The following is a 22,637-nucleotide window of genomic DNA, read 5'->3' as shown; positions in this document are numbered from 1 at the left end:
CCATGCGGGCTTTAATGCGTTCACAGGATGGATTGAGCCAGCATGTTATGACCGCAAACGCTTACCGGTCTGGGCATCAAACAAGAACATTTTTTCCGTGTCTACGGTGAGGAAGACCTTCTGACCCACGTTGATATCCAGCTTTTCATGGGACACCACGATCAGCTCCTGATCGTTGATACGCACCCGGATCTCCTGTCCTTCCCCGGTCATCTCTATCAGCACGATTTCCGCTGGCATCCCTGACTCGCCGAGCCGGATATAGTGCGGTCGGGCGGCGCAGATGATCTCCATCCCTTCAATATGTGAGCGGAGGGGACAGGGGAAGCGGTAGCCGTTGTTGAGCACAATCTCGCCGTGCTGAATCACGCCTTTAAGGGTGTTAATTTCCGGCGTGCCGATAAAGCCCGCGACAAACAGGTTATCCGGGTTACGGTACAGCTCTTCCGGGGTGCCGACCTGCTCAATATGTCCGGCATTCAGCACCACAATCCTGTCCGCCATGGTCATCGCTTCCGTCTGATCGTGCGTTACGTAGATGGTGGTGCGACCCATCCGCTGGTGGATCTTACGAATTTCGCCGCGCATTTTATGGCGCAGTTTGGCGTCCAGGTTGGAGAGCGGTTCATCAAACAAAAAGGCCTTCGGGTCACGCACCAGCGCGCGTCCCATCGCCACGCGCTGACGCTGGCCGCCGGAGAGATCCCGCGGGAGGCGATCGAGCAGATGCGTCAGGCCGAGGATTTCCGCTGCCTCTTCCACGCGCGCCATCCGTTCCGCTTTTGAGACGCTGGCAAGCTTCAGGGCAAAACTCATGTTGTCCCGCACCTTCATGTGTGGATAGAGCGCATAGCTCTGGAACACCATGGCGATATCGCGTTTTTTGGCGGGCAGAGTGTTGACCACCTCGCCGTGCATCAGCAGTTCACCGGAGGTGATGTCTTCCAGACCCGCAATCATGCGCAGCAGGGTGGATTTCCCACACCCGGACGGGCCGACCAGCACAATAAATTCGCCTTCGTGAATGCTCAGCGAGATCCCTTTAATGATGCTGACGTTGCCGTAGGATTTGCCGAGATTATTTAAAACGATTTGGCTCATGTTACTCTCCTCGCCCGGCGGTGTGGCCTGGCTGCAATAATGGCATGACGTGCTGGCGGTAAAGCGCCGCCGCAGCGAGATCCTGCTGGATAATGCTTTGTGCTGATTCGCTGAAGCGCAGCGCGGCCGTACGCAGATCCAGGCGGTTGGCGCTATCAATACCCGCCAGCACCTCAGGTTCGACAATGGCTTCCCCGTGCAGCGCGCCTAAAATCGCGCCGCTCATCACCCCGATAGAGTCGGTATCACGGCCTGAATTGATGGCGTCTTCCACCGCGCCGCGAAACTCGCCTTCGCGCAGCAGGCAGAAGGCCAGCGCCATCGGCAGTTCCTCAATCGACATCAGACGCGAGGGCTGGTAGGCCATGGTCGGGACGCCCGCTTTTTCCGGGCCGTGCATCAGGTCATCACCCATCGGTGAGAAGGGCAAAAGCGCATCGTGCAGGGCGTCAACGACCTGTTGATAATCCCATGCGGTTCCACGGTAGCGACGCGCGACCTCAAGCGTTGCCGCAATGGCCTGGCGGGTGCCGTCTTTAGCCAGTTTCAATGCGATGTTGGTGATAGCCTCAATGGTGATGCCAGGAATAAATGCCGCTGCAACGCAGGCGGCGAAGACCCCAGCGGCCTCCAGCCCATAGCTCTGCTGATGCCCCTGGGTGAAATTAATGGCTTCCTGGTAAGCTGCCTCAGGGTTGCAGGCATTAATAGCTCCGATGGGGGCGGCATACATGGCTGCGCCGCAGTTCACCATATTGCCCACGCCGCCCTGGCGCGGATCGCAGGCGGCCAGTTGCAGACGATGGAAGATCCATTTTTCCGGATAAAACAGGCGCTCAATAACCAGCGCTTCCCGATCCAGTTCCGGCACCCAGCGCGGTTCCCAGGCAATCTTCCGCACAAAAGACTCCCCCATATCCCACGCATCAACGTGACGGCCCAGCTCGCTGTAAACCTCCATCAGGCAGAGCGTCATCAGCGTATCGTCGGTGATGATACCGTTGCCGCGTACGCGGTTGTTGCGCCGTGCGGACGGCTCGTTCATCCGGTGCCAGCGCTGGTGGATGGAGGTGACGCGGCCATATTTCTCCGCGATTTGCCGGGCGGAGAGTTTCTCAACCGGTCCGCCTAAGGCATCACCGAACGCCACGCCATACAGCATGCCCAGAATGCGGGACGTGAACGATAAATCAGCGGCTTGAGTAACGGTCATTTTAATTTTTCCTCTGCATATTCGGTCATGGCGTTTCCACCTGCGGCTTTCCAGGCGCTGACATACTGATCCCACTTGTCAAATGACGCTTTGCCAGAGACAAACTGGTACGCCCACTGGTTATAAATACTGCTGGTTGAGTCGATGGCGGCGGCAAACGACGCCGGGAAGATAAAGGCGTTATCCGCCGTAAAATAACGTTGTGAATTGTCGATATAGCGCAGCATCGCAGGCGTCCGCCACTCCACCGGCGGCTTCCAGTTGGCGGCCTGGATAAACCGCGGATACCAGGCATTAATTTTTGGCGTCACGTTTATCGTGTTGCCCTTACGAACGTAGTGCGTGTTCTCGAAGCCCATCTGCTCCATCATTTGCCCTTCCGGGCTTGCCAGAAAATCGAGCAGGATCATCACTTCCTTTTTATGTTTCGAGAGCGAGGACATGGCAAAGCCGCGCGTTTCCATGGAAACATCTGTCGCCGCCAGCCCTTTACCTGCCGGGCCTTCGGGTGGGTCGAGCAGGGTGAGGGTGGCGTCAGGATGGATCTGGCGCATCTTTTCCTGGTACACGCCGACGTTGCCCGGCGATGAGACGGATACCACGCCAACCTTGCCGGTATAAAACTCATCCTCTTTTAGCTCCCAGTTGGTGGTGATGTACTGGGAGGAGAGCAATCCTTTCTGATACAGCGAATGGTAGAACTCCAGCTTGCTCCGCTCCTGCGGGCTTATCTGGGCGTTGATCAGCTTGCCCTGATCGTCCTTGAGCCAGGTGGCGTGAATGCCAAACGCCGGGTTCATAAAACCGTCGAGATCGCGCAGGTCTTTCTCGGAGGTGATCCCCCAGCTATCCGTCTTACCGTCGCCGTTGTAGTCACCGGCGTGGATCGCATTGAACAGCGTGACGTACTCCGCCAGCGTTTTGGGTGATGCGCTGAATCCGCTCTTCTGTAACCAGTCCTCACGGATCACCGGCTGGCGCGCGCGCAGGGGAAAGACATACAGCAGGGTCGGATGGTTTTGCAGGCGAAGCCGGTTGTGCGGCCACAGCGCCTCTTTCAGATAGCGGGTTTGCGCAATCCACGGACGCCAGTCTTCAAGAATGCCCTGTTCGACCATCTTCTGGTCGCTGCCGTTGAAATAGATCAGATCAGGGATGGTGCCGGAGAGCAGCATCACGTTCAGCACGTCGGAGTAGCCGGAAGACGACAGGTTGACGATCTCAATGTGGATATCGTGTCCCTGGCGTGCCAGCGCCTGCTCGATTCGCTGAATATGCGCGACATCTTCGCGGTTGGTGGTCAGCAGATCTTTTTCCACAATCCGGATAGTGACCGGCTCGGCCCAGGCGGCCTGGCATAACAGCAGGCCGCAGGCGATTGCTGTGAATAATTTCATCGTCATCGCTCCTGTTAACCCTTCACCGCGCCGGACATGGTCCCTTTGGTGAAGAAGCGCAAAATAATCGGGTAGATGGCAATCAGCGGGGCGATGGTTAAGGTGATCATCCCGGCTTTCAGCGCCTTGATGCTGATCTGGCTGGCATCGGTGTAGTTCGACATGCTTTCGACGCCTACCATTGCCAGCTTATCGCCCTCGACGACAAACTGACGCAGCACCACCTGCAACGGCCATTTGTCCGGGTCGTTGAGGTACACCATGGCGCGGAAAAACTCGTTCCAGTGCAGCACCATGTAAAATAACGTGATCATGGCAATGGACGATTTGGCGACCGGCATAATGACGTACCACAGCGTCTGGAACGGGTTCGCGCCATCGAGTTCGGCGGCTTCCAGCAGCTCCTCCGGGATCTCTTCGAACAGGCGAACCAGAATAATCAGGTACCAGGCGAAGACGGCGCGATACAGGATGACGGACCAGTAGCTGTTCAGTAGCCCCAGCTTTTTCATCACCAGAAAATCGGGGATGATGCCCGGCTCAAAGACGATGGTGAACAGGACAAACATAAACAGCCAGCGGCGTCCCGGCAGGCGTTTTTGCGCCAGCGCCCAGGCCAGCAGCACGGTGAAAACTACGTTGATGATGGTGCCCACCACGGTAATCAGCATTGCATTGCCAAACCCGCGCAGCACGGCTTCGTTGGTCAGCAGCAGCTTCCAGACGTCCAGCGAAAAGCCCTGCGGAATAATTTCCAGGCCGCTCATGCCGGGCACGTTTGCCGGGCTGGAGAAGGATATCGCCACCAGGTTGAGGATCGGTTGTAGCGTCACGACAACCAGCAGCATCAGTACCGAGAGAATGAGCACGTATTCGATGCGCTCAAAAGGGGTGCTTCGTGATGAGATGCGCATTACCAGACTCCTTTACCCGTCAGGCGTTTTGAAACGTTATGTGCCAGCACGATAAGGATCATGCCGATCACGCCTTTGAATAACCCTGCGGCGGTCGCCAGCGAGAACTCCCCGGTGCGCAGGCCCATGCGGTAGACGTAGGTGTCGATGATGTCTATCTGACCGTTCACCACGTCGTTGGTCATGTTGAAGACCTGATCAAAACCCTGGCTCAGGAACAGCCCGACGTTGAGGATAAACAGCGTGGCGATGGTCGGGGTGATAGCGGGCAGGGTGATGTGCCAGATTTTGCGCCAGCGCCCGGCACCATCCATTTCCGCGGCTTCATACAGCTGTGGATCGATGGCGAGGATCGCCGCGATGTAAAGTAATGAATCCCAGCCCGCGCTGCGCCACATTTCAGTAAACACCAGCACCCAGCGGATAGAGCCACTGTCGGTCATAAAGGGGATCGGGTCATAGCCCATCGATTTAATGATGTCGTTAACCGCGCCATCAACCGGCGAGAGCGTGGCAATCGCGATACTGGCGATCACCACCCAGGAAAGATAATGCGGCAGATAAATCACCGACTGGACAAATTTACGGTAACCGGATGAGCGCACTTCATTGAGCAAGAGCGCCACGATAATGGGAACCGGAAAAATAAAAATCAGCTTCATTGCGCCGATAATCACGGTGTTCTGTATCACCTGCCAGAAAACAGGGGATGACATCAGCGTGGTAAAATACTGCATCCCGACCCAGATATTCGGCGGGATAATACGGTACTGCTCAAACGCAATTTTGGTTTCCCAAATGGGTAAATAGTGCCAGATAAAAAAATAGATAACCCCAGGCAGGGCCATCACGTAGAACGGCCACCACCGGCGTAACGTCTGGCGGCAACGTGCCATGCGGGATAGTGTTTGCTGGTGAGGCATGTTATTTACCTGCGGTATCGCGCCGCCGGGTTTAGATTCTGTCAGGGCTTTCATCGGACATACTCCCATTACTGAAATGGTTGTCGTGAATATAATCTGTGTTTGCAGAAATATGCGTGCGTTAAATTTTCTCGGTGAGAATGTTTTTATCGTTATATTGCGCGAGGCGGGTCAGGACATCTTTATATTCAGGCATATTTGATGCGCCTTCTTTTTCGACGGCCAAAGACGCGAAAGCACAGGCAAATTTTGCTGCCTGAATAATGGATTCCCCTTTCGCCATCGCGGCGGCGAATGCGCCGTTGAAGGCATCGCCTGCACCGGTGGTATCCACACATACGGCTTTCAGCGCCGGGATATGAATGAATTGCTCACCGTCATAAATAAGCGCGCCTTTCGCTCCCATGGTGATGATGACGTGACCTACCCCTTTCGCTTTAATGGCCCTGGCGGCTTCCTTCGCGCTGGTAAGGTCCACGATATGAATGCCGGACAGCAATGAGGCCTCAGTCTCGTTTGGGGTCAGAAAGTCCACATTCTTCAGGCAGCTAACCACATCAGATGACCAGGGGGCAGGGTTCAAAACCACCTTGATCCCGTTACGGCGGGCAATTTCAATGGCCCGAAAGGTAGCGGGGAGATTATTTTCCAGCTGGGTTAAAAAAATATCTGCGTTTTTCACTTCAGGGGTAATCGCTTCAACTTCATCGGCAGTAATGGACCGATTGGCCCCAGGGCTGATGGCAATCATATTTTCACCATCACTTTGACAAACATAAATAAGCGCGGTGCCGGTTTTCTGATCTTTATCCTGATAAAGCGTGAAGCTGTCGATAGCAGAAGATGAAAGATGTTCAAAGGCCATCTGACTAAACTGATCGTTACCCACCTTACCGACAAAATGGGTTTTAACATTGCATTTGCTTACGGCCAGCGCCTGATTGGCGCCTTTGCCGCCGGGTCCAATAATGGTATTTTCGGAGAAAATAGATTCTCCGCTTTGCGGGAAACGATCGACATTAGCAATAATATCAACGTTGAATGAACCCAGAATACAGACTTTACCTTTCATCTTTCGCCCTTTATGTCGGGATTTGATCGTTTTTCTTGACTGCGCGGAGTCAAAAAAATGAATGATATTGCTATCTAAATTATTGACTGATTGGGTATGAAAAATACGGCGTTTGATAATTGCCCCACCGTGGCATCGCTCAATGCCGCCTTCCTGCGCTAATAAGTTCAGGTCGCTGCGAATCGTTTCCCTGGTGACGTTAAATACTTTCGCAAGCTGATTCACCGTCGCCCGTTCGTACCTGTTAAGCCAGGTCAAAATTGCATAATGCCGTTCTTTATTGAGCATAAGGTCACCTCTGTAGTTATATTATTGTTTCCTTGTTGTTAATGTTTTGGTGTTGTTCACAGATCGTTCGATAAAACAAAAGGAAACGGAAATATATGAGGTGATAACTATTTAATATCAATTGGTTATGTTGATTGCGTGAAGGGGGGTTGGGCTTTGATTTGCAGTGCGGGGATTACAACGATGGCATGGGCCATGACGCAACGTTAGATCTTTCTCGGGCGCTTTAGCACGCAGAACATTGGTGTAGGTCTGGGGGCTGTGGCTGATCCGGCATGAACCGGAATACCTGAACGTATAGCGATAATCGCCGGACTAAGTCGAATGGCTCGGAGAACGACAGACACAAAAAAGCCCGCAGGGCTTGCGCCGTGCGGGCTTTCAGGACTTCATCGGATGACTCTGGTAATCACCGATGGAGAATTTTGGTGGGCTGGCGGAGTCTGAATAATTCACGTAACTATCTGTTATTATGTTACTTTAATCAATTCAACTTTCATTTGTATACCTAAGCGTATACCAATGGCGATTTGTTGCAGCGCTTCCTGTGGTTAAGTGAACCTGTTTTTGGATAGATCACATCAAGAAAAAAACTTTTTTTTAGAAAAACTGTTCACACTGTTCACTAGACATTTTTATTTTTAATATTCAGTATGTTAATCGGTGAATGGTTGGTGAACAGTGAACACTTTACTGTTCACTTTTGCCGTTTTGCAGGTAAAAAAAGACCGGCGATTGCCGGTCAGGTCAGGTTATTTCGCTAGGGGGTCATCACATTTCGGCAGCCAGTCGGCGTTGCTTTCCTCTCTTAGCGCGAGATTGGTCTGTATGCCCTGATTCTTCCGGCGCTTCTCATAACTTAGCCCGTATTCTTTCAGCATGGCTGGCAGTCCTTTACCGAACATTGTTAGGCTCAGGGTATTCCTGTAGCCGTGGGCTTCCATATACGCCAGATAGGCATGGTACAGATACAGGCGCGGCTGACGCGGAATGATGTTGGCATTGCCAATATACATACCCTCAGGCTCCGGCAGTGATTCAAGGTAACCACAAAAATCAAATGTCGGGTCGGCATCGCGCTTGATGCTGAGCGCCTCGTCTGAGTTCTGCTGCGACTGGAGCAGAGTGCGCGCTGCCATCGGGTCGCTGAATTTCTGCATAAGCTGTCGAACAATCACGGCCAGCTCGCGGGCGATTTTGTTCCTGAGCTGCGGGTCGCGTTCCTCCGGGGCAATCTGTTCCGGAAAATGCAGAATCACCCTGCGACGGGAAACACCACCGCTGCGGTCGGTAAAGCGCATCGGGTTATTGTTCACGGCCAGAATCACCGCCGGAATATGGGTGGAGTACGCATCCTTGTATTTCGGGTCTACCGAGACCGCATCCCCGCCAGTGATGGCCTTAAGTCCTGCCCCGTCACCACTCCATTTTTCCTGGTCAGGCAGGCGAATCAGCGAGAAGCCAATCAGCGCCGCACGTTCACGCGGCGACTCCAGCGTTTCGATAGTGGCCGATGTGGCGTTATCTTCCCCGGCAAGCATGGTTGCAATTTCGGCCAGAATACTTTTCCCGCTCCCACCCGGCCCGGTCACCTCAAGAAAGAGCTGCCAGTCGTAGCGGTTCGCCAGCACCATAAACAGGGCGGCAAGTATCACGTCGCGCTTTTCCGGTCTGCCACCGGCGGCACGATCGAGCCAGCGCCAGAAATCCGGTGCATGGGTTTCCAGCGTTTCGCCCTCCACCGGCGGGGTAAAATCAACATCACAGAGTGTGCGCAGCCAGTGTGATTTATGGTGCGGGCTGAATGTGCCGGTGGCGGTATCGAGTACGCCATTGCGAAAGCCAATCAGACGCCGTGCCGGAGCGTCCTGCTGCGGAATAATCAGTTTCAGGGTCTCCACCACTGAGGCAATTTTCCCCGACGAGAACGGGGCGCGCAGTCGCTGGAACAATCCGGCCACGTCGCGGGCAAAATCCGACGGTGGAATGATTTTCCATATCCCGGCCTCATAGCGGGACAGGAGCTGGCCGTTTGCATCCACGGCCAGCGCTTCTCCGTAATGCTCATGCACCCGCATTGCCTTTTCACTGGTGCTCATGGCGGTAAATTCTGCCTCGCTCATGGTAGCGAAAGGGCTGTCAGCCGGTGGCCGGATGGTGTCATAAATCGCTTTTCGTGTCGCCTCTTCGCCTTTTTGCATAAACGCATCATTCCAGTCACCGAACACCGGCGGCAGGGCAACAACACCCTCACAGGCGTCTGCGGCCGCAGCGGCTTTTGTCTGGCCGTCGCCGTTAAGGTCACGGTCGGCGGCGAGGACAATCTGACAGGCCGGGTGTTTCTGACGGACAAGGCTCGCCAGAGAAAGGAGGTTCACGGACGACAGCGCCACCATAACGGTTTCACCGGTCAGGTGATGCACGGTGAGCGCGGTCGCATAGCCCTCTGCAATCCACAGGCGTTTTCCGGCCTGTTTTTTCCCTTCGATGGTATGGCACGCTCCTTTTACCGCCCCGCCTTTCAGGGTGCGTTTGAGACCGTCAGAACTGATAAGCTGAAGGTTAACCAGTGCGCCGGTATCGTCATACAGCGGGACAACCACATCACCGGCGCGGAACGTCACGCCGCCGGTTTTGTGTGTGGCCGACAGTACCGGACATTCCCGGTCGGGGAAGCCCTTGCGGGTCAGGTAGGCATTGCCGCTGGCCGTGCGGGTTTTCTCCATGAGCCTGACGGCCAGCGCGGCCGCCGCTTTGCGGTCAGCCTCCGTTTCAGCCTCGGCGGCCGAAATCACTTCGGGGGCAACCGGCGGCAGGTTGCCGGTCACGGCGTTCACCTTCCCGGCAGCCTCTGATGCGTTCATGCCGAACACTTTCTCTACCAGCTTAAGCCCGTCACCCGCACCGCACTGGTTGCAGAACCACGTCCCGCGCCCCTCTTTATCGTCAAACCGAAAACGGTCAGAGCCGCCGCACACCGGACAGGCCTGATGGCGGTTTTTAAGCACCTTCACACCCAGTGCCGGGAGAATGCGCGGCCAGTGGCCGCACGCCTGTTTTACGGTTTCCGTTACGTTCATTTTCATCGTTATTTTCTCCCTCAGTGCACAACAGGCGATTGCATGTGACGGGCGCAGAGTTCATCCATCACTGCGAGCCCGAGGAAGGACAGCGACGGCGCGGCCTTGAGCGGTCCGGCTTCCATTAAGTCTTCCAGCAGTGAACAGGCAATCAGACGGCCTTTTTCCTCGCCGTGCTGGCGCAGGTAAAAGCCCTCCAGCTCGTCGGCAATGGCGCTTTCCAGCGCGTCGAGGGTGAGGTGCGGGTAGCGGTGCTGATGTTCGCATACTGTCAGCCATGCACATGCCACGGCGCGACGATACAGCGCGGCGCGTAATACGGGGGGTAATGGCTTTTTCATACGTTGCCCCCGGTCAGCCAGCATTGATTGCAGCGCTCTACCACGCCGTCGAGCTGGGCGGTCATGAGGTAAATCACGGAGGTAAGCTGTAACCGCTGCGCAGGGTCACGACGAATGGCCGTGCAGTCCTGCACCTGCATCAGAACGCCGACGAGCTGGCCGACGTTGCGAAGGTGTTCAAGGCATTCAAGGTCTGCCCGGCTGATGGTGGGCTGATTTATATTTTGCGGCCGTTCCGCACTGTTAACAGGCATCATTTCGTCTCCTGAGGTCGTGCGTATCCCTGCGCAGATACGCACATTTAATATTCGTTATCGTTTTTTAATTACAGATAATGGCGGTAGCTGTTATCCGGTTTTATTTCCGTTTCCGGTCTGAAATTATTGCGCCATTTATGCGCTACCGGTGCCGGGCGTTTAACCGGGGGAATATCGTCAGGATATTTATCGATATTCCGCGCCCGATATTTCTGTAATTCCGGATCTGCGGCAAGTTCACTCAGAACAGCATGGCGGTTTTCAGGACTGCGTTTAAATGCATCGGGATACTCGCAGGTAAATTCACGCAAAATACGACCGAGCGGAATTTCTGCCATATCACCAGTAGCGATAATACGAATGAGGATGGTGTAGGTGCGCCGGTAGGGATTCCAGACTTGCCCCGGGCAGCGGTACGGCATATCCCATGGAATACCGTCGGCCAGAATGCCTGACACCACCACGTCAGGAAAGCCTGAACAACGGTATGTTTCACCCGGCTGAGGGAAATCAAACATGGTGCTCCCCTCCGTTTCCCGATGTCGTGGCGAGAAAGTCACGGCACAGGCCTTTGGCTTTCAGCTCTTCCAGTACGTAGCTAACGTCCTCATGGATATAACTAAAAATCTGCGGCAGGTATAGCTGGTGTAGACCGTTCAGTTCACGGTGCAGCAAATCTCCACCGATGAACTGTGAGACGGCGCTTGCGCGATTGAGTTTATGGTACGCCTCTATGCTGAGGTGTTCCTGCATGGGGTTAAGGTCATCACGACGCGCTGAGACGGTCTGAGGTGTGTTTTTATTAGGCATGTGACACCTCCACAACCGGCAAACGGGCGGCAAGAGAAAGGACATAGTCGCGGACAAGGGAACGACGTGCGGTGTGTTCGTCACTGGCAACGGTGCGGAGCATGCAAATATGCGGTTTACACTCAGTGCGGCGAACGGCCGCAAACACAAAGATAAATTCAGGGTGAGACGGGGTGAGGGTCGTAGCCATAAGGCAACCTCCTTCGAGTAGCAAATTATTGCTATCGCCGGAGTTCTCACGCTCAGTGGCGATAGCCCAGACGGGGGTGAGAATACCGGCCTCGAAGAATACCGGCCAGCCCGAGGGCTGCCCCGCCTGAGCTACCATTGACATGATGGCATAATGTACAGAAACGGACAGGTGACGGAGAGTCACACCTGCACGAATGTCCGCACACCACACCACAATCTGGCGCTCTGTGGCGTTGATTGCGACACAAAAAAAGACGCATGGCGCGTCTGGTGTCGCCTTCGAGTTGCTCGGGTTCTCACGCCCGGTTGCCGATTTTGCGGCAACAGCGAAACTGTACCAGGAAACATACAAAGGATGCAAGCCAGAAAAAGGGGCTTTTTGCTGAACAGGTCGCATCATGCGTCATATCCCCGCTTGCGTTGTGCAATACGGTCGGCCATCCATGCGGTGACTTCGGATTGCAGCCAGGCAACATTTTTACCGCCGAGTGTTATCTGCTGCGGAAAGGCATTTTTCTTAATGAGGTCATAAAGCGTGGAGCGGGACAGACCACATAAATGCATCACTTCAGGCAGACGTAAAAAACGCTCCGGAGTGGCATCAGTTACCGATATCAGGGGAGCAGTTGGAGCAGAAGACGGAGAAGAAAAAGCAGTTTGCATTAAGCCACCTCGTAACAATCCATACAGCGCCGGTCGTTTCCGTCCGGCTTCGGGTAGCTCTTTATTTTGTGAATATTTCCCTCTATTGCAACAAGGTGAAATTGTACAGTGCGCAAAACAAATTGCGCTGATTTTTTGCACAAGGCCATTTTAAGGGGCTGGAAGGACTTAGAAGACACTGGGGATTTTAAAAGTGAAATGCAAATCGTTTTAATTGCTCATTTTTTCAATAATTAATAGGAAAAACAATCAAAGAAATCACCCGGAGGTATTCGGAGCGAGTGAACAGTGGTGAACAGTCGGTGAACAGTTACACCCTCAACTGTTCACCCTTTATCTTACTGTATTAATTGTCTTTTTCTTTTCAGTGAACAGTGGTGAATAGTTATAAGTAAAAAAACAAACGATGAGTAAGGTTTTGCTGAGACCTTTCTCTGGCCAGCCGGGTTTTGAGTGCTGTTTGTGCCAGAACTGCCACAACTGCAATGAATCGAGATGTTGTGTGATGAAGGGCAGAATTATTACAGGTTGAATAAACGGAGAGCCTGAACATGAAACCCGAAACACTCATCACCGCCCTGCAAGACGTTGCCGTTCAGCAGTACGCAGAGAACAGTCCGCACATCACCGACAAGCTGAGCGCATTCACTGCTGCCAGAGACACCCACGCGGCCAGCATGCAGGCGCTGAAAGAGATTGATACGTCCATTGAACGCTGTAAGCAGGAGCGGCAGACAGCCCTCGATGAGAGCGCTGAGGCGGAGCAGGACTGGCGCAGCCGCTTTCGCACCCTGCGCGGCAGTCTCACGCCTGAAATGAAAGCTGAGCACAGCAGGCGTATCGCCAGTCGCGAGCTGGCCGACGAGTTTACCGGCCTGATTGCGGAGCTGGAGACTGACCGGACACGCGCCATGCTGAATGCCTGCTCCACCGGCAATAAATACCTTTCAGCGCATGAAGATGCCTTTACCGCTTACGCCGGTGCGGAATGGGCTCAGGCTGTCAATGCGGTTCCTGTCACCCTCATCCGCGCTTTCCTGCTGCGCATTCGTGCCCTCGAAATGAAGGGAGAAAGCGCCCCGCAGTCCGTGGCCACTGGCGAGCTGCGCGATGCGCTGAGCCGTCAGGGCAGCATGTATCGCTTCGACATGACGCAGGAGCCTGTATTGTCCGTGACGGGCATGCACCGGCCGCAGATTACTGACGTTGATACGGAACTGTTACGCAGCCCTGCGAAGAGAATGATGCTCGCCAGAAAACTGGCTGAAAATGGCGAGACAGAAGCGGAGGCGTAAGCATGTTTCACTGTCCGTTCTGCAAAACCAGCGCGCATTCCCGCACCAGTCGTTATCTGTCCGATAACGTAAAACAGCGCTATCACCAGTGCATGAACATCGAGTGCTCGGCCACGTTCCGCACGCTTGAATCCATCGACGGGGTTATTCGTTCACCGACGACAGAGCCTGTTATCCCGGTACCCGCACCGGCGGACACCGTAAACCGTGCCGGTGCGTAAGCACGGCCAGTCATCAGGAGAATCATACGTGACCACACTGACGCTACAGAAAGCCTTTGAGGCCTGTCAGGCAAACAAATCCGCCTGGCTGCAACGCAGGGAAGAACTGACACAGCCCGAAAAGGCATACCGCGAACAGCTTGCAGGCAGCGGGCACAGCGGCCAGAGCCTGCAAACGCTGCGTGAAATTATTGACGTGAAAAAATGGGAAATTAATCAGGCTGCCGGTCGCTACATCCGCTCGCATGAGGAGGTGCAGCGCATCAGTATCCGCGACCGATTAAATGATTTTATGCAGGCGCACGGCGCGGAGCTGGCCGCCGCTCTTGCCCCTGAGCTGATGAATTATTCCGGGCAACATCCCGCAGTTCAGCGCTGCGCCATGCAGCACTCACTCGACTGTCTGCGTGAGGCGCTACAGGTCTGGCTGGCCGCCGGTGAAAAAATTAATTATTCGGCGCAGGACAATGACATTTTAACGGCCATCGGATTCAGGCCTGAGGCGGCTTCTCGCGATGATAATCGTGAAAAATTCACACCTGCACAGAACCTGAATTATACCCGCCGCCGTGCAGAACTGGCCGTGCAGTAGCCCACTTAACAATCCCCGAAAATCCCTCCATTTTTACGTATAAAAGCCATGCATGCATAAGGTGCATGGTTTTGCATGCGTTTTACCGACACGGAATCCCCCGCCAGCGCCAGCACTGGCGCGCCCTGAGGCCGGTCATGCGCCTGCATTAAAAGCGCCCCCTTAAGCGGGCAGGCGGGGCGGGGAGAGCATTGCGCGCCGGGTTAAAGAATGGAAAATCTCTTCTTGGTGCTAAGCGTGCTTGTTGAAAACAGGTTAATAGATACCCTCGGAGTATTGAATTGCGAGTTTTACAACAATTCTTGATGCCAATCTATTGATAGTCTTAAAATAATCACTAACAATGATGCTCAAGGTCAATATTGTTATTTTTATTATGGATGCGTTGAATACATAGAGTAGTAGCCTTCTTGTTATGCGATTAACTTTCAATGTAGGGGTGTGGGAATGGATTGGAATGTTTTTTTTAGTACTGTCAGCCAGACGTCAGGTGCAATTGTCGGAATATTTTCAGCGTTTCTAATTACTAAGATAATATCTAATCAGTCTGATTTTTCAAGAATGAAGGAACGAGTGTCCTTGCTTGTTAATAAATCTAAGGCCTTGAGTTTAGAGGCGAATTCTAGATATTTTGATTGGTATAATAGACGCACGCGAGAGCGAGAATTGGATAAATTAAAAGATATGTTTGATGAAGGTAATGAGTTTTTATCAGATGAGGAATATTATGAAAAGCTTGATTTTTCGCCATTTGAATTAAGGGATAATGTCTTAGTATACATACGCAATGCTATTGAGGTGCGTAAAGAGGAAAATAAAAAAAGACAGACAGGTTATTACGGGGTAATGAACACTTTTAGAACACCTTTAAATATCTTAGAAAATGATGTGCAGGAAGAGTTTGAACTTATTGATGCTCTCAAAGTAAAGATTCTAGCAAATATAAATGACATTATTTATGTCCATGATGAGATTGTAAAAGAAAAGTATGGTAAAAATCTGATAACAATCTCGATTTTAGCATCATCCCTTTTGTTTGTATTGGGCGTTATTTATCCACTTAGTTTTATTCCTAAAGTTATTGGTGAAGATATTAACATTACTTTTATGGCATTTTTCGATGTTTTGTTTTCGATTAAAGGTTTTTTTCTTTCTTTGCTTTCTATTGTTTTTTTGAGCTTGATGATGGCATTTTTATATATTAATGTAACTCTGCGATTTGAGAGTGAGGTAATATCGGAGCTTGAAGGCTATATGAATATAAGCGCCTATTCTGAATACTTTGAAAACGAGTGTAAAAACAGCAGGTCCTTGCAAGACAAGGCCGTGTGATGAGTTAATTGAGGCCGTTTTAATGGCCTCAATAAATGCTAAAGAGAGACAGTCTTAAGGTGTTTTTATTCCAAGTTCAAATTGTTCGCCGTCTCTGACTTTTTCCAGTAGTTCTCGTAGATAGTTTGAATACCTATGGGACTGAATCTCATCACCATTCATTATTGCATAGTGGTATTTGTTATCGAATGTCTTAATATCTACGCCAGTAATGTTTTTGACTACTTCTAATAGCTTGTTAGCATCATGCCAACCTTTGAAGCCAAGTGACTGCCCTAGCGTGGTTAGAGTGAAAGGATAACTGGCATTAAATGCCATACCATCTGATGATGTGGCTATGCCATATAATTTAGCTAGTTCGCCTTCTGATTCGCTGATGCTTGATAAAACGCGGTAATCAACCTGAACAGGATTGCGAGGTATATCAGTTCTGACAAGATCGTAAGTGCGGGCTAGAAGTGCTCGTAATAGCTTGGGATTTATGTTATCAAGTGCTCTATTCGCGCCAAACGCCGAAAACACCCAAGAAAAATCATTTGCAACTATACTTTTAATTCGAATGCTTTTGTTCGCTGATACCTGAATCAATCGTTCGCGGCGAGGGTATTCATTCTCATTTTGTTTATCCGTCCATTCTAAAATGTATATATTAGGAATGACATCCCCATTTTCTGACAGTAATTCATCAATATCCGATAGTATGTTTTTAATATTTGAGTCTTCGGCACTATAACCTATAAATAGGAGAGGGTGCTCTGCAAAAAAAGTAAGCAATTTCGCACTTAAATATTTCTTTTTCTTTATAAAATCATCGTAGTCATTGCGATTTATAATTATGCTTTTAGGCATGGAGCAGCAACCGTGTATTTTAAGTATTTCACCAATGCTACCATGGTTAGCATATAGGATTTTTTGGCCAACAATAGGGGTGAATTCAGGGTAAATTGACTCAAGTAGTTTGTCGTAATTTGTTGTGATGATTGAATGAGGATGGATTTTTCTTAAAAGATCAATCTCCCCATTATCTGCAATTTCTTTTTCTTGTAGTAATGCGTTAAAGACGCTAGATATTTTGTGTTTAAAATAAATGCTTGGTTCGTTCCCTGCTTCAAATAGCTCTTGTGGAAAATCCTTTTCTCCATCCCCCCATGCCCACTCATTATAAGAATCGGAAAAGACACTTCCAATATCAATTAGCTCAGGGTATTTCTGTTTGTAGTAAGCAAATTTTTTATCGATGTTAGGGCATTCATTAGCAAGTTGTTGCAGAAGTTCTTCCCAGTTTGGCCCAGAAATATATCTCTTAGTTAAACCTGAACCAACAAAAAGTATTGGCTGGCATCCCATCCCTTCAAGGCATGTTTTGATATCGTCACTAACGTCTTCGATGTATTGGTGGTAGTTATTTGGCATTTAAGACTCCTTTGCTGTGCAATCTTATTAAATCGCTTGCATGAGGCGGTGGCGATTATGCACAAATTCACCCCACCAATTCATCAAGTCTATACGTTGTTCAAGGTAAGTTGAACGATTGTATGTTCTGCGAACCTCATTTTTATCACTGTGAGCAAGTGCCGCTTCAATTACGTCCGGATTAAAACCAGCTTCATTTAATGCTGTACTTGCTATTGAACGCAACCCATGTGCGACTAGTCTCCCGCCATATCCAATACGCTTTAAAGCAGCGTTAGCAGTCTGACTATTCATCGCTTGCTTTGGATCATTCCTGCTAGGAAAAACATGTTCACGGTGAGCACTGATTGGCTTCATCACCTCCAGAATCTCTAACGCTTGAGGCGATAAGGGAACAATATGTTCACGTTTGGCCTTCATTCGTTCGGCTGGAATAGTCCAAAGCTTTGCTTCGAGATCGATCTCTGCCCACCGAGAACCTGAGGCCTCAGAAGGGCGCACAAGCGTCAGGAGTTGCCATTCAATGAGACAGCGAGTCGGAACAGACAAATTTGACATAACTAGAGAACGCATCAGCTTTGGCAATTCCTCTGGCCGCAGCGTCGGCATGTTTTGCTTCTTGGGCTTCTCAAAGGCCATTCCAACACCTGATGCTGGATTGGCATCAATCAGACCAGTATTTACGGCATAAATCATTATCTCGTTAACGCGCTGCACCAGTCGACGTACAGTCTCAAGCGCCCCACGAGCTTTGATTGGTTCAAGCGCTTCAACCAATGTACGAGCTTTGATTTGCTGAACGGGGATCTCACCGATAGCAGGGAATACATCTTTCTCCAGTGAACGCCAAATGTCTTTTGCGTAATCAGAGGTAACGCTTTTGCTTTTGAGCTGGAACCAATTAGCGGCGACCGTTGAAAAAATACTGTCCAAAGCGATTTGGTGCTGTTCCTCTGCAACTTCGGCCTGTATTTGTGGGTCAATTCCGTTGGCTAACAAGGCAAGGTAATCCGCTCTTAACCCTCGGGCGTCAGCAAGTGAAAGGGCGGGGAAAGCACCTAGCCCCATCATTGTCCGCTGTTTTGTCGCCGGACGTTGATAGCGGAAACGCCAGAGCTTTTTCCCGCTGGTTTTCACTATCAGGAAAAGGCCATCGCCATCATGCAGCGTCAGATCCTTCTCTAACGCTTTAGCGCGCAGAACTTCGGTATTGGTCAGGGGACGTGTTGTCCGTGCCACTGTGGCTGCTCCTTCATGAATTGGTATACGCTTTTAGGTATACATCCTACCGTATACCTAAACGTATACCAATAATCACCGGATTTAGCCGGATGTTCTCGGACAATGACAGACACAAAAAAAGCCCGCAGGGCTTGTGCCATGCGGGCTTTCTGTACTTCACCGGACGCATCCGGATCATTATTTGGTGGAGCTGGCGGGAGTTGAACCCGCGTCCGAAATTTCTACATCCTCGGTACTACATGCTTAGTTTGTCTTTACATTCGCACGCCAGCTGCGGACAAACACGCCACTGACGAACTAGCCTGATTAGTTTTAACGCTTCAACCCCAGGCAGGGTTTCCACGCGATCTCTTTTGGGTTTGACCTCTCTTTGATCCCCGTCTTAAGAGCGGAAGCTAGGGAGAGAGGGCTCTTAGCAGGTTATTAAGCTGCTAAAGCGTAGTTTTCGTCGTTTGCGACTATTTTTTTGCGGCTTTTAACGAGGCAAACCGCCCCTCGGCATGCACCTTGGGTTTCGCAAATCCCGTCGAATCCAGAATCAGCCCCAATAGTGTTGAACTCAGTATACCAGATTTTACTTCCTCGACACCAGCCCGAAACGCTAACTTATTGAATAGTACAATAAGTGCGCAGAATCAACGTCCTGCGTTTTTCATGATACGTGCTTTGTCGAGTTGCCACTCGCGTGCTTTCAGGTCAGTACGCTTGTCGTGCTGCTTCTTACCTTTCGCCACGCCGATTTTCACTTTGCACCAGGCGTTTTTCCAGTACAAAGAGAGCGCCACCACGGTGAAGCCTTCGCGGTTGATGCGTCCGTAGAGGGATTCAAGTTCGCGCTTGTTCAGCAGCAGCTTACGGGTGCGGGTAGGATCGCAGACGTAATGTGAAGAGGCGACGGTCAGCGGCGTAAAGTTCGCGCCGAACAGGAAGGCCTCACCGTCTTTCAGGATCACGTAGCTGTCGCCGATATTGGCTTTCCCGGCACGCAGCGATTTTACTTCCCAGCCCTGCAACGCAAGGCCTGCCTCGAATTCTTCTTCGATGAAATACTCGTGGCGAGCACGCTTGTTAAGCGCAATGGTCGCCGAACCAGGTTTATGTGCTTTTTTCTTCGTCATAAGTGTCGTAAAGCCGTCGGTAATCTGATTTTAAAAAGTCACCTCATTGCGTCCTGTGAGGTCTAACGCGCTATCTTAGCACGAGATAAGGCTTAGCGTTTTTTTAACAGGTGATAAATGTTATTATTTGTCTGTTGTGTGACCATGGAAAATGCTATGCCTCAGATTAGCCGTACCGCGCTTGTTCCCTACAGCGCGGAACAAATGTATCAGTTAGTGAACGACGTTCAGTCCTATCCGGAATTTATTCCGGGATGCACCGGTAGCCGGGTGCTGGAATCCGGCCCGACGCAGATGACTGCGGCCGTGGATGTCTCCAAAGCGGGGATCAGCAAAACGTTCACCACGCGCAATACCCTGACGAGCAATCAGAGTATTTTGATGCATCTGGTGGATGGTCCGTTTAAAAAACTGATGGGGGGGTGGAAGTTTACGCCGCTGAGCGCTGACGCCTGCCGCATTGAGTTTCATCTGGATTTTGAATTTACCAATAAGCTGATCGAACTGGCGTTTGGCCGTATCTTTAAAGAGCTGGCCTCGAATATGGTTCAGGCGTTCACCACGCGCGCCAAAGAGGTTTACAGTGTCGCATAAGATTGCTGTTGAGGTAGTGTATGCGCTGCCAGAGAAGCAGTATTTGCAGCGCGTAATGCTTGAAGAGGGCGCCACCGTTGAGGCTGCTATCCGGGCCTCCGGCATCCTTGAACTTCGCCGTGATATTGACCTGGCGAAGAATAAAGTCGGCATTTATAGCCGTCCGGTTAAGCTTGCTGATGCGCTGAAGGATGGCGATCGGGTTGAGATTTATCGCCCGCTGATTGCTGATCCGAAAGAGCTGCGCCGTCAGCGAGCGGAGAAATCGGGTAAGTAGCGCTTTCTCCCCCGGTGGCGCTTCGCTTACCGGGGCTACGATTCTGCGTAAGAATTCAGATACAAAAAAGGTGCTCATTGAGCACCTTTTTGCGTTGCTGACGCCTGATTATTTGGTCAGGGCAGGCTTGTTGTCGATGTTGGTCAGCACGCCGGCACTGCTGAAGGTCAGCGTCAGGGTTTGCTGGGTCACATCTTCATGACCAGGCTGCTGGCGGAATACATAGAACCAGGTGTTTGTGCCGAACGGATCGGACATCATCGGGGTTCCCAGGGCATAAGCGACCTGCTGTTGTGTCATACCCACGCGGATTTTGGACACATCGTTAGGGGTAAGGTAGTTCCCCTGGTTGATGTCAGGACGGTAAACCACTTTCTCCAGAGTGGAACAGCCTGCGGTCAACATCAGAAGAACCGCTGCGGCAGCGGTCAGCGTTTTACAGCGCATAGTGATTTGATTCCTTTTCGGGCCCGAGCAGTACGCGGCTCATATGTAATATGCCGATGATAATAGACCTTGCCCCACTTTGAAACCGGTCTGGCGGCGTTTTTGTTGTTCTGTATGACCCTGAGATCCCGAAAAAGTTTATGCCGCCAGCAGTTCTTTCGCATTCGCAAGCGTATTGCGGGTGACTTCACTGCCGCCGAGCAGGCGTGCCAGCTCCTGCAAGCGTGAGCGTTTATCCAGCGGCTTCATGTGCGTTTCCGTCATTTCGCCATCGGTTTCCTTGCTGACGATAAAGTGGTGATGACCACAACCGGCGACCTGCGGCAGGTGAGTCACACACATGACCTGCGTCGATTCACCTAACTGACGCAGCAGTTTGCCGACAACGGCCGCGGTCGGGCCGCTGATACCCACATCCACTTCATCGAAAATCAACGCCGGGGTTTCCATTTTACGGGCGGTAATCACCTGAATGGCCAGGGCGATACGCGACAGTTCACCGCCGGAAGCCACTTTCGAAATCGCCTGCAAAGGCTGGCCCGGGTTGGTGGTGACGCGGAATTCTACGCGGTCTGCGCCTTCCGCCGTCAGGTGATTCTCTTCAAAGCGAACATCTATGGTGAACACCCCATGCGGCATCGCCAGCGTATGCATGCTGTCGGTAATGTGCTGGCTAAGCTCCAGCGCATAGTGTTGCCGCACGTCATGCAGCCGTTTCGCCGTTTCCAGCGCCTGCTGATGATGCAGATTGACCGCCAGAGACAAGGTTTCAAGGGAATCGGCCTGATCGTCCAGCTGCTGCTGTTCCTCCAGCAGAGACTGATAGTAATTCGGCAGCTCTTCCGGGGTTACGTGATGCTTACGCGCCAGTGAAATCTGACGGGAGATGCGTTGCTCAAGTTCGAACAGACGGTTCGGGTCGAGATCCAGACGTTCACAATAGTGGCGCAGCTCATCCCCGGCTTCTGAAATCTGAATCGCGGCCTCTTCCAGCATTTCCAGTACGCCAGAAAGCTTATTGTCCATGCCGGTCAGTTCGGTCACAAGCTGACGCACGTTATACAGCTGGCTCTGCAAATTCACGTCTTCGCCATCCGCCAGCATGTTAAGGGCAGTCTGGCTGGTGGAAAGCAGCTGACCGCTGTTGGCCAGACGCTTGTACTCTTCGTCGATTTGCTCAAATTCACCCGCCTGCGGGTTAAATTCGTTCAGCTCTTTCAGCTGATATTCCAGCAGCTCGGCGCGCGCGGTACGCTCCTGGCTTTGCTGCTGATGCTGCGCAAGTTCGCGGCAGCTTTGATGCCACTGACGATAGTGCTCCGCCATGAGTTGAGTAAGCGCGTACTCACCTGCGTAGCCATCAAGCAGGGCTTTCTGCTGTTCGGGTTTGATTAACTGCTGGTGCGCATGCTGACCATGGATCTGGATGAGCAGCTGGCCCAGCTCGCGAAGCTGGGAAAGGGGAACCGCTGTACCATTGATAAAACCGCGGGAGCGGCCATCGCTGCTGATGACGCGGCGAAGTAAACACTCACTTCCGTCTTCGAGCTGGTTCGCTTCCAGCCAGCGCAGGGCGGCAGGTGTGTCTTTCAACGAGAAGCGGGCGCAGAGATCGGCACGGGCGGCGCCTGTGCGCACCATATCCCCCTCAGCACGACCGCCGAGGCACAAGCCGAGGGCATCAATGGCAATGGATTTACCTGCACCGGTTTCTCCGGTAATCGCCGTCATTCCGCTATGGAAGTCGATCTCAAGCTCACGAACAATGGCAAAGTTGCTGATGGTCAGTTGTGCCAGCATAATTGTTTTCCTGTATGAAAAACCATAACTGTGTTTGTATACAGTATAAACTGGT

Annotated in this window: 24 protein-coding genes and 1 other RNA gene; 6 read left to right on the top strand and 19 right to left on the bottom strand. The window is 51.8% G+C overall.

What is annotated here, in order from left to right; translation table 11 throughout:
- Positions 1 to 45: 45 nt before the first annotated feature.
- The 13 genes from ACOTY5_RS10050 to ACOTY5_RS09990 all read right to left on the bottom strand — a co-directional run bounded on the left by ACOTY5_RS10050 (position 46) and on the right by ACOTY5_RS09990 (position 12,251).
- Positions 46 to 1,101 (bottom strand): ABC transporter ATP-binding protein, encoded by a 1,056-nt coding sequence (locus tag ACOTY5_RS10050; protein WP_045141894.1) that lies wholly within the window; start codon positions 1,099 to 1,101, stop codon positions 46 to 48.
- Between the two features lies 1 nt (position 1,102).
- Positions 1,103 to 2,314 carry an ADP-ribosylglycohydrolase family protein gene (locus ACOTY5_RS10045; RefSeq protein WP_047716675.1) on the bottom strand — a complete coding sequence of 404 codons (1,212 nt, stop codon included), beginning with the start codon at positions 2,312 to 2,314 and terminating at the stop codon, positions 1,103 to 1,105.
- Complete coding sequence (locus ACOTY5_RS10040) at positions 2,311 to 3,711, bottom strand: extracellular solute-binding protein (RefSeq protein ID WP_045341444.1); 1,401 nt, start codon at positions 3,709 to 3,711, stop codon at positions 2,311 to 2,313. The genes ACOTY5_RS10045 and ACOTY5_RS10040 overlap by 4 nt, the downstream gene beginning before the upstream one ends.
- Positions 3,712 to 3,725: 14 nt before the next feature.
- Positions 3,726 to 4,625, bottom strand: coding sequence for a carbohydrate ABC transporter permease (locus tag ACOTY5_RS10035; protein WP_017692842.1), 900 nt, complete (start codon positions 4,623 to 4,625; stop codon positions 3,726 to 3,728).
- Entirely contained in the window at positions 4,625 to 5,548 is a 924-nt protein-coding gene (locus ACOTY5_RS10030) for an ABC transporter permease (protein ID WP_227789148.1), read from the bottom strand. Before ACOTY5_RS10030 ends, ACOTY5_RS10035 begins: the two co-directional genes overlap by 1 nt.
- A gap of 121 nt (positions 5,549 to 5,669) precedes the next feature.
- Positions 5,670 to 6,908, bottom strand: a complete 1,239-nt coding sequence (gene rbsK / locus ACOTY5_RS10025; protein ID WP_062934061.1) for a ribokinase — start codon at positions 6,906 to 6,908, stop codon at positions 5,670 to 5,672.
- Between the two features lie 752 nt (positions 6,909 to 7,660).
- Positions 7,661 to 9,994 (bottom strand): primase-helicase zinc-binding domain-containing protein, encoded by a 2,334-nt coding sequence (locus ACOTY5_RS10020; RefSeq protein ID WP_062934060.1) that lies wholly within the window; start codon positions 9,992 to 9,994, stop codon positions 7,661 to 7,663.
- Between the two features lie 14 nt (positions 9,995 to 10,008).
- On the bottom strand, positions 10,009 to 10,329 hold the full coding sequence (locus ACOTY5_RS10015) for a DUF5375 domain-containing protein (RefSeq protein ID WP_062934059.1): 321 nt from the start codon (positions 10,327 to 10,329) through the stop codon (positions 10,009 to 10,011).
- Positions 10,326 to 10,583, bottom strand: a complete 258-nt coding sequence (locus tag ACOTY5_RS10010; RefSeq protein ID WP_062934078.1) for a hypothetical protein — start codon at positions 10,581 to 10,583, stop codon at positions 10,326 to 10,328. Before ACOTY5_RS10010 ends, ACOTY5_RS10015 begins: the two co-directional genes overlap by 4 nt.
- Before the next feature lie 71 nt (positions 10,584 to 10,654).
- The gene (locus tag ACOTY5_RS10005; protein WP_062934058.1) at positions 10,655 to 11,104 is read right to left on the bottom strand and encodes a hypothetical protein; all 450 of its coding nucleotides are present in this window, start codon (positions 11,102 to 11,104) and stop codon (positions 10,655 to 10,657) included.
- Positions 11,097 to 11,396 carry a hypothetical protein gene (locus ACOTY5_RS10000; protein ID WP_017694617.1) on the bottom strand — a complete coding sequence of 100 codons (300 nt, stop codon included), beginning with the start codon at positions 11,394 to 11,396 and terminating at the stop codon, positions 11,097 to 11,099. The genes ACOTY5_RS10005 and ACOTY5_RS10000 overlap by 8 nt, the downstream gene beginning before the upstream one ends.
- Positions 11,389 to 11,988 carry a host cell division inhibitor Icd-like protein gene (locus tag ACOTY5_RS09995; RefSeq protein WP_062934057.1) on the bottom strand — a complete coding sequence of 200 codons (600 nt, stop codon included), beginning with the start codon at positions 11,986 to 11,988 and terminating at the stop codon, positions 11,389 to 11,391. The genes ACOTY5_RS10000 and ACOTY5_RS09995 overlap by 8 nt, the downstream gene beginning before the upstream one ends.
- Positions 11,985 to 12,251, bottom strand: a complete 267-nt coding sequence (locus ACOTY5_RS09990; protein WP_045907689.1) for a helix-turn-helix transcriptional regulator — start codon at positions 12,249 to 12,251, stop codon at positions 11,985 to 11,987. The genes ACOTY5_RS09995 and ACOTY5_RS09990 overlap by 4 nt, the downstream gene beginning before the upstream one ends.
- Before the next feature lie 551 nt (positions 12,252 to 12,802).
- Between ACOTY5_RS09990 and ACOTY5_RS09985 the strand changes: the two genes are divergently transcribed.
- The 4 genes from ACOTY5_RS09985 (at position 12,803) to ACOTY5_RS09970 (ending at position 15,691) form a co-directional block, all read left to right on the top strand.
- A complete protein-coding gene (locus ACOTY5_RS09985; RefSeq protein ID WP_062934056.1) occupies positions 12,803 to 13,546 on the top strand; it encodes a hypothetical protein in 744 nt (247 codons plus the stop codon).
- A 2-nt stretch (positions 13,547 to 13,548) separates the two neighbouring features.
- A complete protein-coding gene (locus ACOTY5_RS09980) occupies positions 13,549 to 13,767 on the top strand; it encodes an ogr/Delta-like zinc finger family protein (protein ID WP_062934055.1) in 219 nt (72 codons plus the stop codon).
- 28 nt (positions 13,768 to 13,795) lie between these two features.
- On the top strand, positions 13,796 to 14,359 hold the full coding sequence (locus ACOTY5_RS09975; RefSeq protein WP_062934054.1) for a phage polarity suppression protein: 564 nt from the start codon (positions 13,796 to 13,798) through the stop codon (positions 14,357 to 14,359).
- A 447-nt stretch (positions 14,360 to 14,806) separates the two neighbouring features.
- Positions 14,807 to 15,691 (top strand): hypothetical protein, encoded by an 885-nt coding sequence (locus ACOTY5_RS09970; protein WP_062934053.1) that lies wholly within the window; start codon positions 14,807 to 14,809, stop codon positions 15,689 to 15,691.
- Between the two features lie 54 nt (positions 15,692 to 15,745).
- On the opposite strand, the gene ACOTY5_RS09965 is transcribed toward ACOTY5_RS09970, so the two are convergent.
- The 4 genes from ACOTY5_RS09965 to smpB form a co-directional block, all read right to left on the bottom strand.
- Positions 15,746 to 17,104 carry an SIR2 family protein gene (locus ACOTY5_RS09965; RefSeq protein WP_062934052.1) on the bottom strand — a complete coding sequence of 453 codons (1,359 nt, stop codon included), beginning with the start codon at positions 17,102 to 17,104 and terminating at the stop codon, positions 15,746 to 15,748.
- A 27-nt stretch (positions 17,105 to 17,131) separates the two neighbouring features.
- The gene (locus tag ACOTY5_RS09960) at positions 17,132 to 18,343 is read right to left on the bottom strand and encodes an integrase domain-containing protein (RefSeq protein ID WP_062934051.1); all 1,212 of its coding nucleotides are present in this window, start codon (positions 18,341 to 18,343) and stop codon (positions 17,132 to 17,134) included.
- A 185-nt stretch (positions 18,344 to 18,528) separates the two neighbouring features.
- Positions 18,529 to 18,892: a transfer-messenger RNA gene (gene ssrA, locus ACOTY5_RS09955) on the bottom strand.
- Between the two features lie 89 nt (positions 18,893 to 18,981).
- Positions 18,982 to 19,464, bottom strand: a complete 483-nt coding sequence (gene smpB / locus ACOTY5_RS09950) for an SsrA-binding protein SmpB (RefSeq protein WP_003863115.1) — start codon at positions 19,462 to 19,464, stop codon at positions 18,982 to 18,984.
- Positions 19,465 to 19,620: 156 nt separating this feature from the next.
- Between smpB and ACOTY5_RS09945 the strand changes: the two genes are divergently transcribed.
- Complete coding sequence (locus ACOTY5_RS09945; RefSeq protein ID WP_003863117.1) at positions 19,621 to 20,058, top strand: type II toxin-antitoxin system RatA family toxin; 438 nt, start codon at positions 19,621 to 19,623, stop codon at positions 20,056 to 20,058.
- Positions 20,048 to 20,335: an RnfH family protein gene (locus ACOTY5_RS09940; protein WP_017383006.1), complete on the top strand. Its 288-nt coding sequence runs from the start codon at positions 20,048 to 20,050 to the stop codon at positions 20,333 to 20,335. Before ACOTY5_RS09945 ends, ACOTY5_RS09940 begins: the two co-directional genes overlap by 11 nt.
- Before the next feature lie 108 nt (positions 20,336 to 20,443).
- On the opposite strand, the gene bamE is transcribed toward ACOTY5_RS09940, so the two are convergent.
- Complete coding sequence (gene bamE / locus ACOTY5_RS09935) at positions 20,444 to 20,782, bottom strand: outer membrane protein assembly factor BamE (protein WP_003863121.1); 339 nt, start codon at positions 20,780 to 20,782, stop codon at positions 20,444 to 20,446.
- Positions 20,783 to 20,920: 138 nt separating this feature from the next.
- Positions 20,921 to 22,582 (bottom strand): DNA repair protein RecN, encoded by a 1,662-nt coding sequence (recN, locus tag ACOTY5_RS09930; RefSeq protein ID WP_062934050.1) that lies wholly within the window; start codon positions 22,580 to 22,582, stop codon positions 20,921 to 20,923.
- Positions 22,583 to 22,637: the final 55 nt, after the last annotated feature.

The sequence above is a fragment of the Enterobacter cloacae complex sp. SHL018 genome, assembly GCF_049237905.1.
GTDB lineage: Bacteria > Pseudomonadota > Gammaproteobacteria > Enterobacterales > Enterobacteriaceae > Enterobacter > Enterobacter hormaechei_C.
The sequence above is the reverse complement of the archived record's forward strand: the minus strand, read 5'-3'. Positions and strand labels throughout refer to the sequence as shown.

Coding starts and splice junctions, on each gene's coding strand:
- ACOTY5_RS10050 (WP_045141894.1), bottom strand. CDS start 1,101: ATGAGCCAAATCGTTTTAAATAATCTCGGCAAATCCTACGGCAACGTC.
- ACOTY5_RS10045 (WP_047716675.1), bottom strand. CDS start 2,314: ATGACCGTTACTCAAGCCGCTGATTTATCGTTCACGTCCCGCATTCTG.
- ACOTY5_RS10040 (WP_045341444.1), bottom strand. CDS start 3,711: ATGAAATTATTCACAGCAATCGCCTGCGGCCTGCTGTTATGCCAGGCC.
- ACOTY5_RS10035 (WP_017692842.1), bottom strand. CDS start 4,625: ATGCGCATCTCATCACGAAGCACCCCTTTTGAGCGCATCGAATACGTG.
- ACOTY5_RS10030 (WP_227789148.1), bottom strand. CDS start 5,548: ATGCCTCACCAGCAAACACTATCCCGCATGGCACGTTGCCGCCAGACG.
- rbsK (WP_062934061.1), bottom strand. CDS start 6,908: ATGCTCAATAAAGAACGGCATTATGCAATTTTGACCTGGCTTAACAGG.
- ACOTY5_RS10020 (WP_062934060.1), bottom strand. CDS start 9,994: ATGAAAATGAACGTAACGGAAACCGTAAAACAGGCGTGCGGCCACTGG.
- ACOTY5_RS10015 (WP_062934059.1), bottom strand. CDS start 10,329: ATGAAAAAGCCATTACCCCCCGTATTACGCGCCGCGCTGTATCGTCGC.
- ACOTY5_RS10010 (WP_062934078.1), bottom strand. CDS start 10,583: ATGCCTGTTAACAGTGCGGAACGGCCGCAAAATATAAATCAGCCCACC.
- ACOTY5_RS10005 (WP_062934058.1), bottom strand. CDS start 11,104: ATGTTTGATTTCCCTCAGCCGGGTGAAACATACCGTTGTTCAGGCTTT.
- ACOTY5_RS10000 (WP_017694617.1), bottom strand. CDS start 11,396: ATGCCTAATAAAAACACACCTCAGACCGTCTCAGCGCGTCGTGATGAC.
- ACOTY5_RS09995 (WP_062934057.1), bottom strand. CDS start 11,988: ATGATGCGACCTGTTCAGCAAAAAGCCCCTTTTTCTGGCTTGCATCCT.
- ACOTY5_RS09990 (WP_045907689.1), bottom strand. CDS start 12,251: ATGCAAACTGCTTTTTCTTCTCCGTCTTCTGCTCCAACTGCTCCCCTG.
- ACOTY5_RS09985 (WP_062934056.1), top strand. CDS start 12,803: ATGAAACCCGAAACACTCATCACCGCCCTGCAAGACGTTGCCGTTCAG.
- ACOTY5_RS09980 (WP_062934055.1), top strand. CDS start 13,549: ATGTTTCACTGTCCGTTCTGCAAAACCAGCGCGCATTCCCGCACCAGT.
- ACOTY5_RS09970 (WP_062934053.1), top strand. CDS start 14,807: ATGGATTGGAATGTTTTTTTTAGTACTGTCAGCCAGACGTCAGGTGCA.
- ACOTY5_RS09965 (WP_062934052.1), bottom strand. CDS start 17,104: ATGCCAAATAACTACCACCAATACATCGAAGACGTTAGTGACGATATC.
- smpB (WP_003863115.1), bottom strand. CDS start 19,464: ATGACGAAGAAAAAAGCACATAAACCTGGTTCGGCGACCATTGCGCTT.
- ACOTY5_RS09945 (WP_003863117.1), top strand. CDS start 19,621: ATGCCTCAGATTAGCCGTACCGCGCTTGTTCCCTACAGCGCGGAACAA.
- bamE (WP_003863121.1), bottom strand. CDS start 20,782: ATGCGCTGTAAAACGCTGACCGCTGCCGCAGCGGTTCTTCTGATGTTG.
- recN (WP_062934050.1), bottom strand. CDS start 22,582: ATGCTGGCACAACTGACCATCAGCAACTTTGCCATTGTTCGTGAGCTT.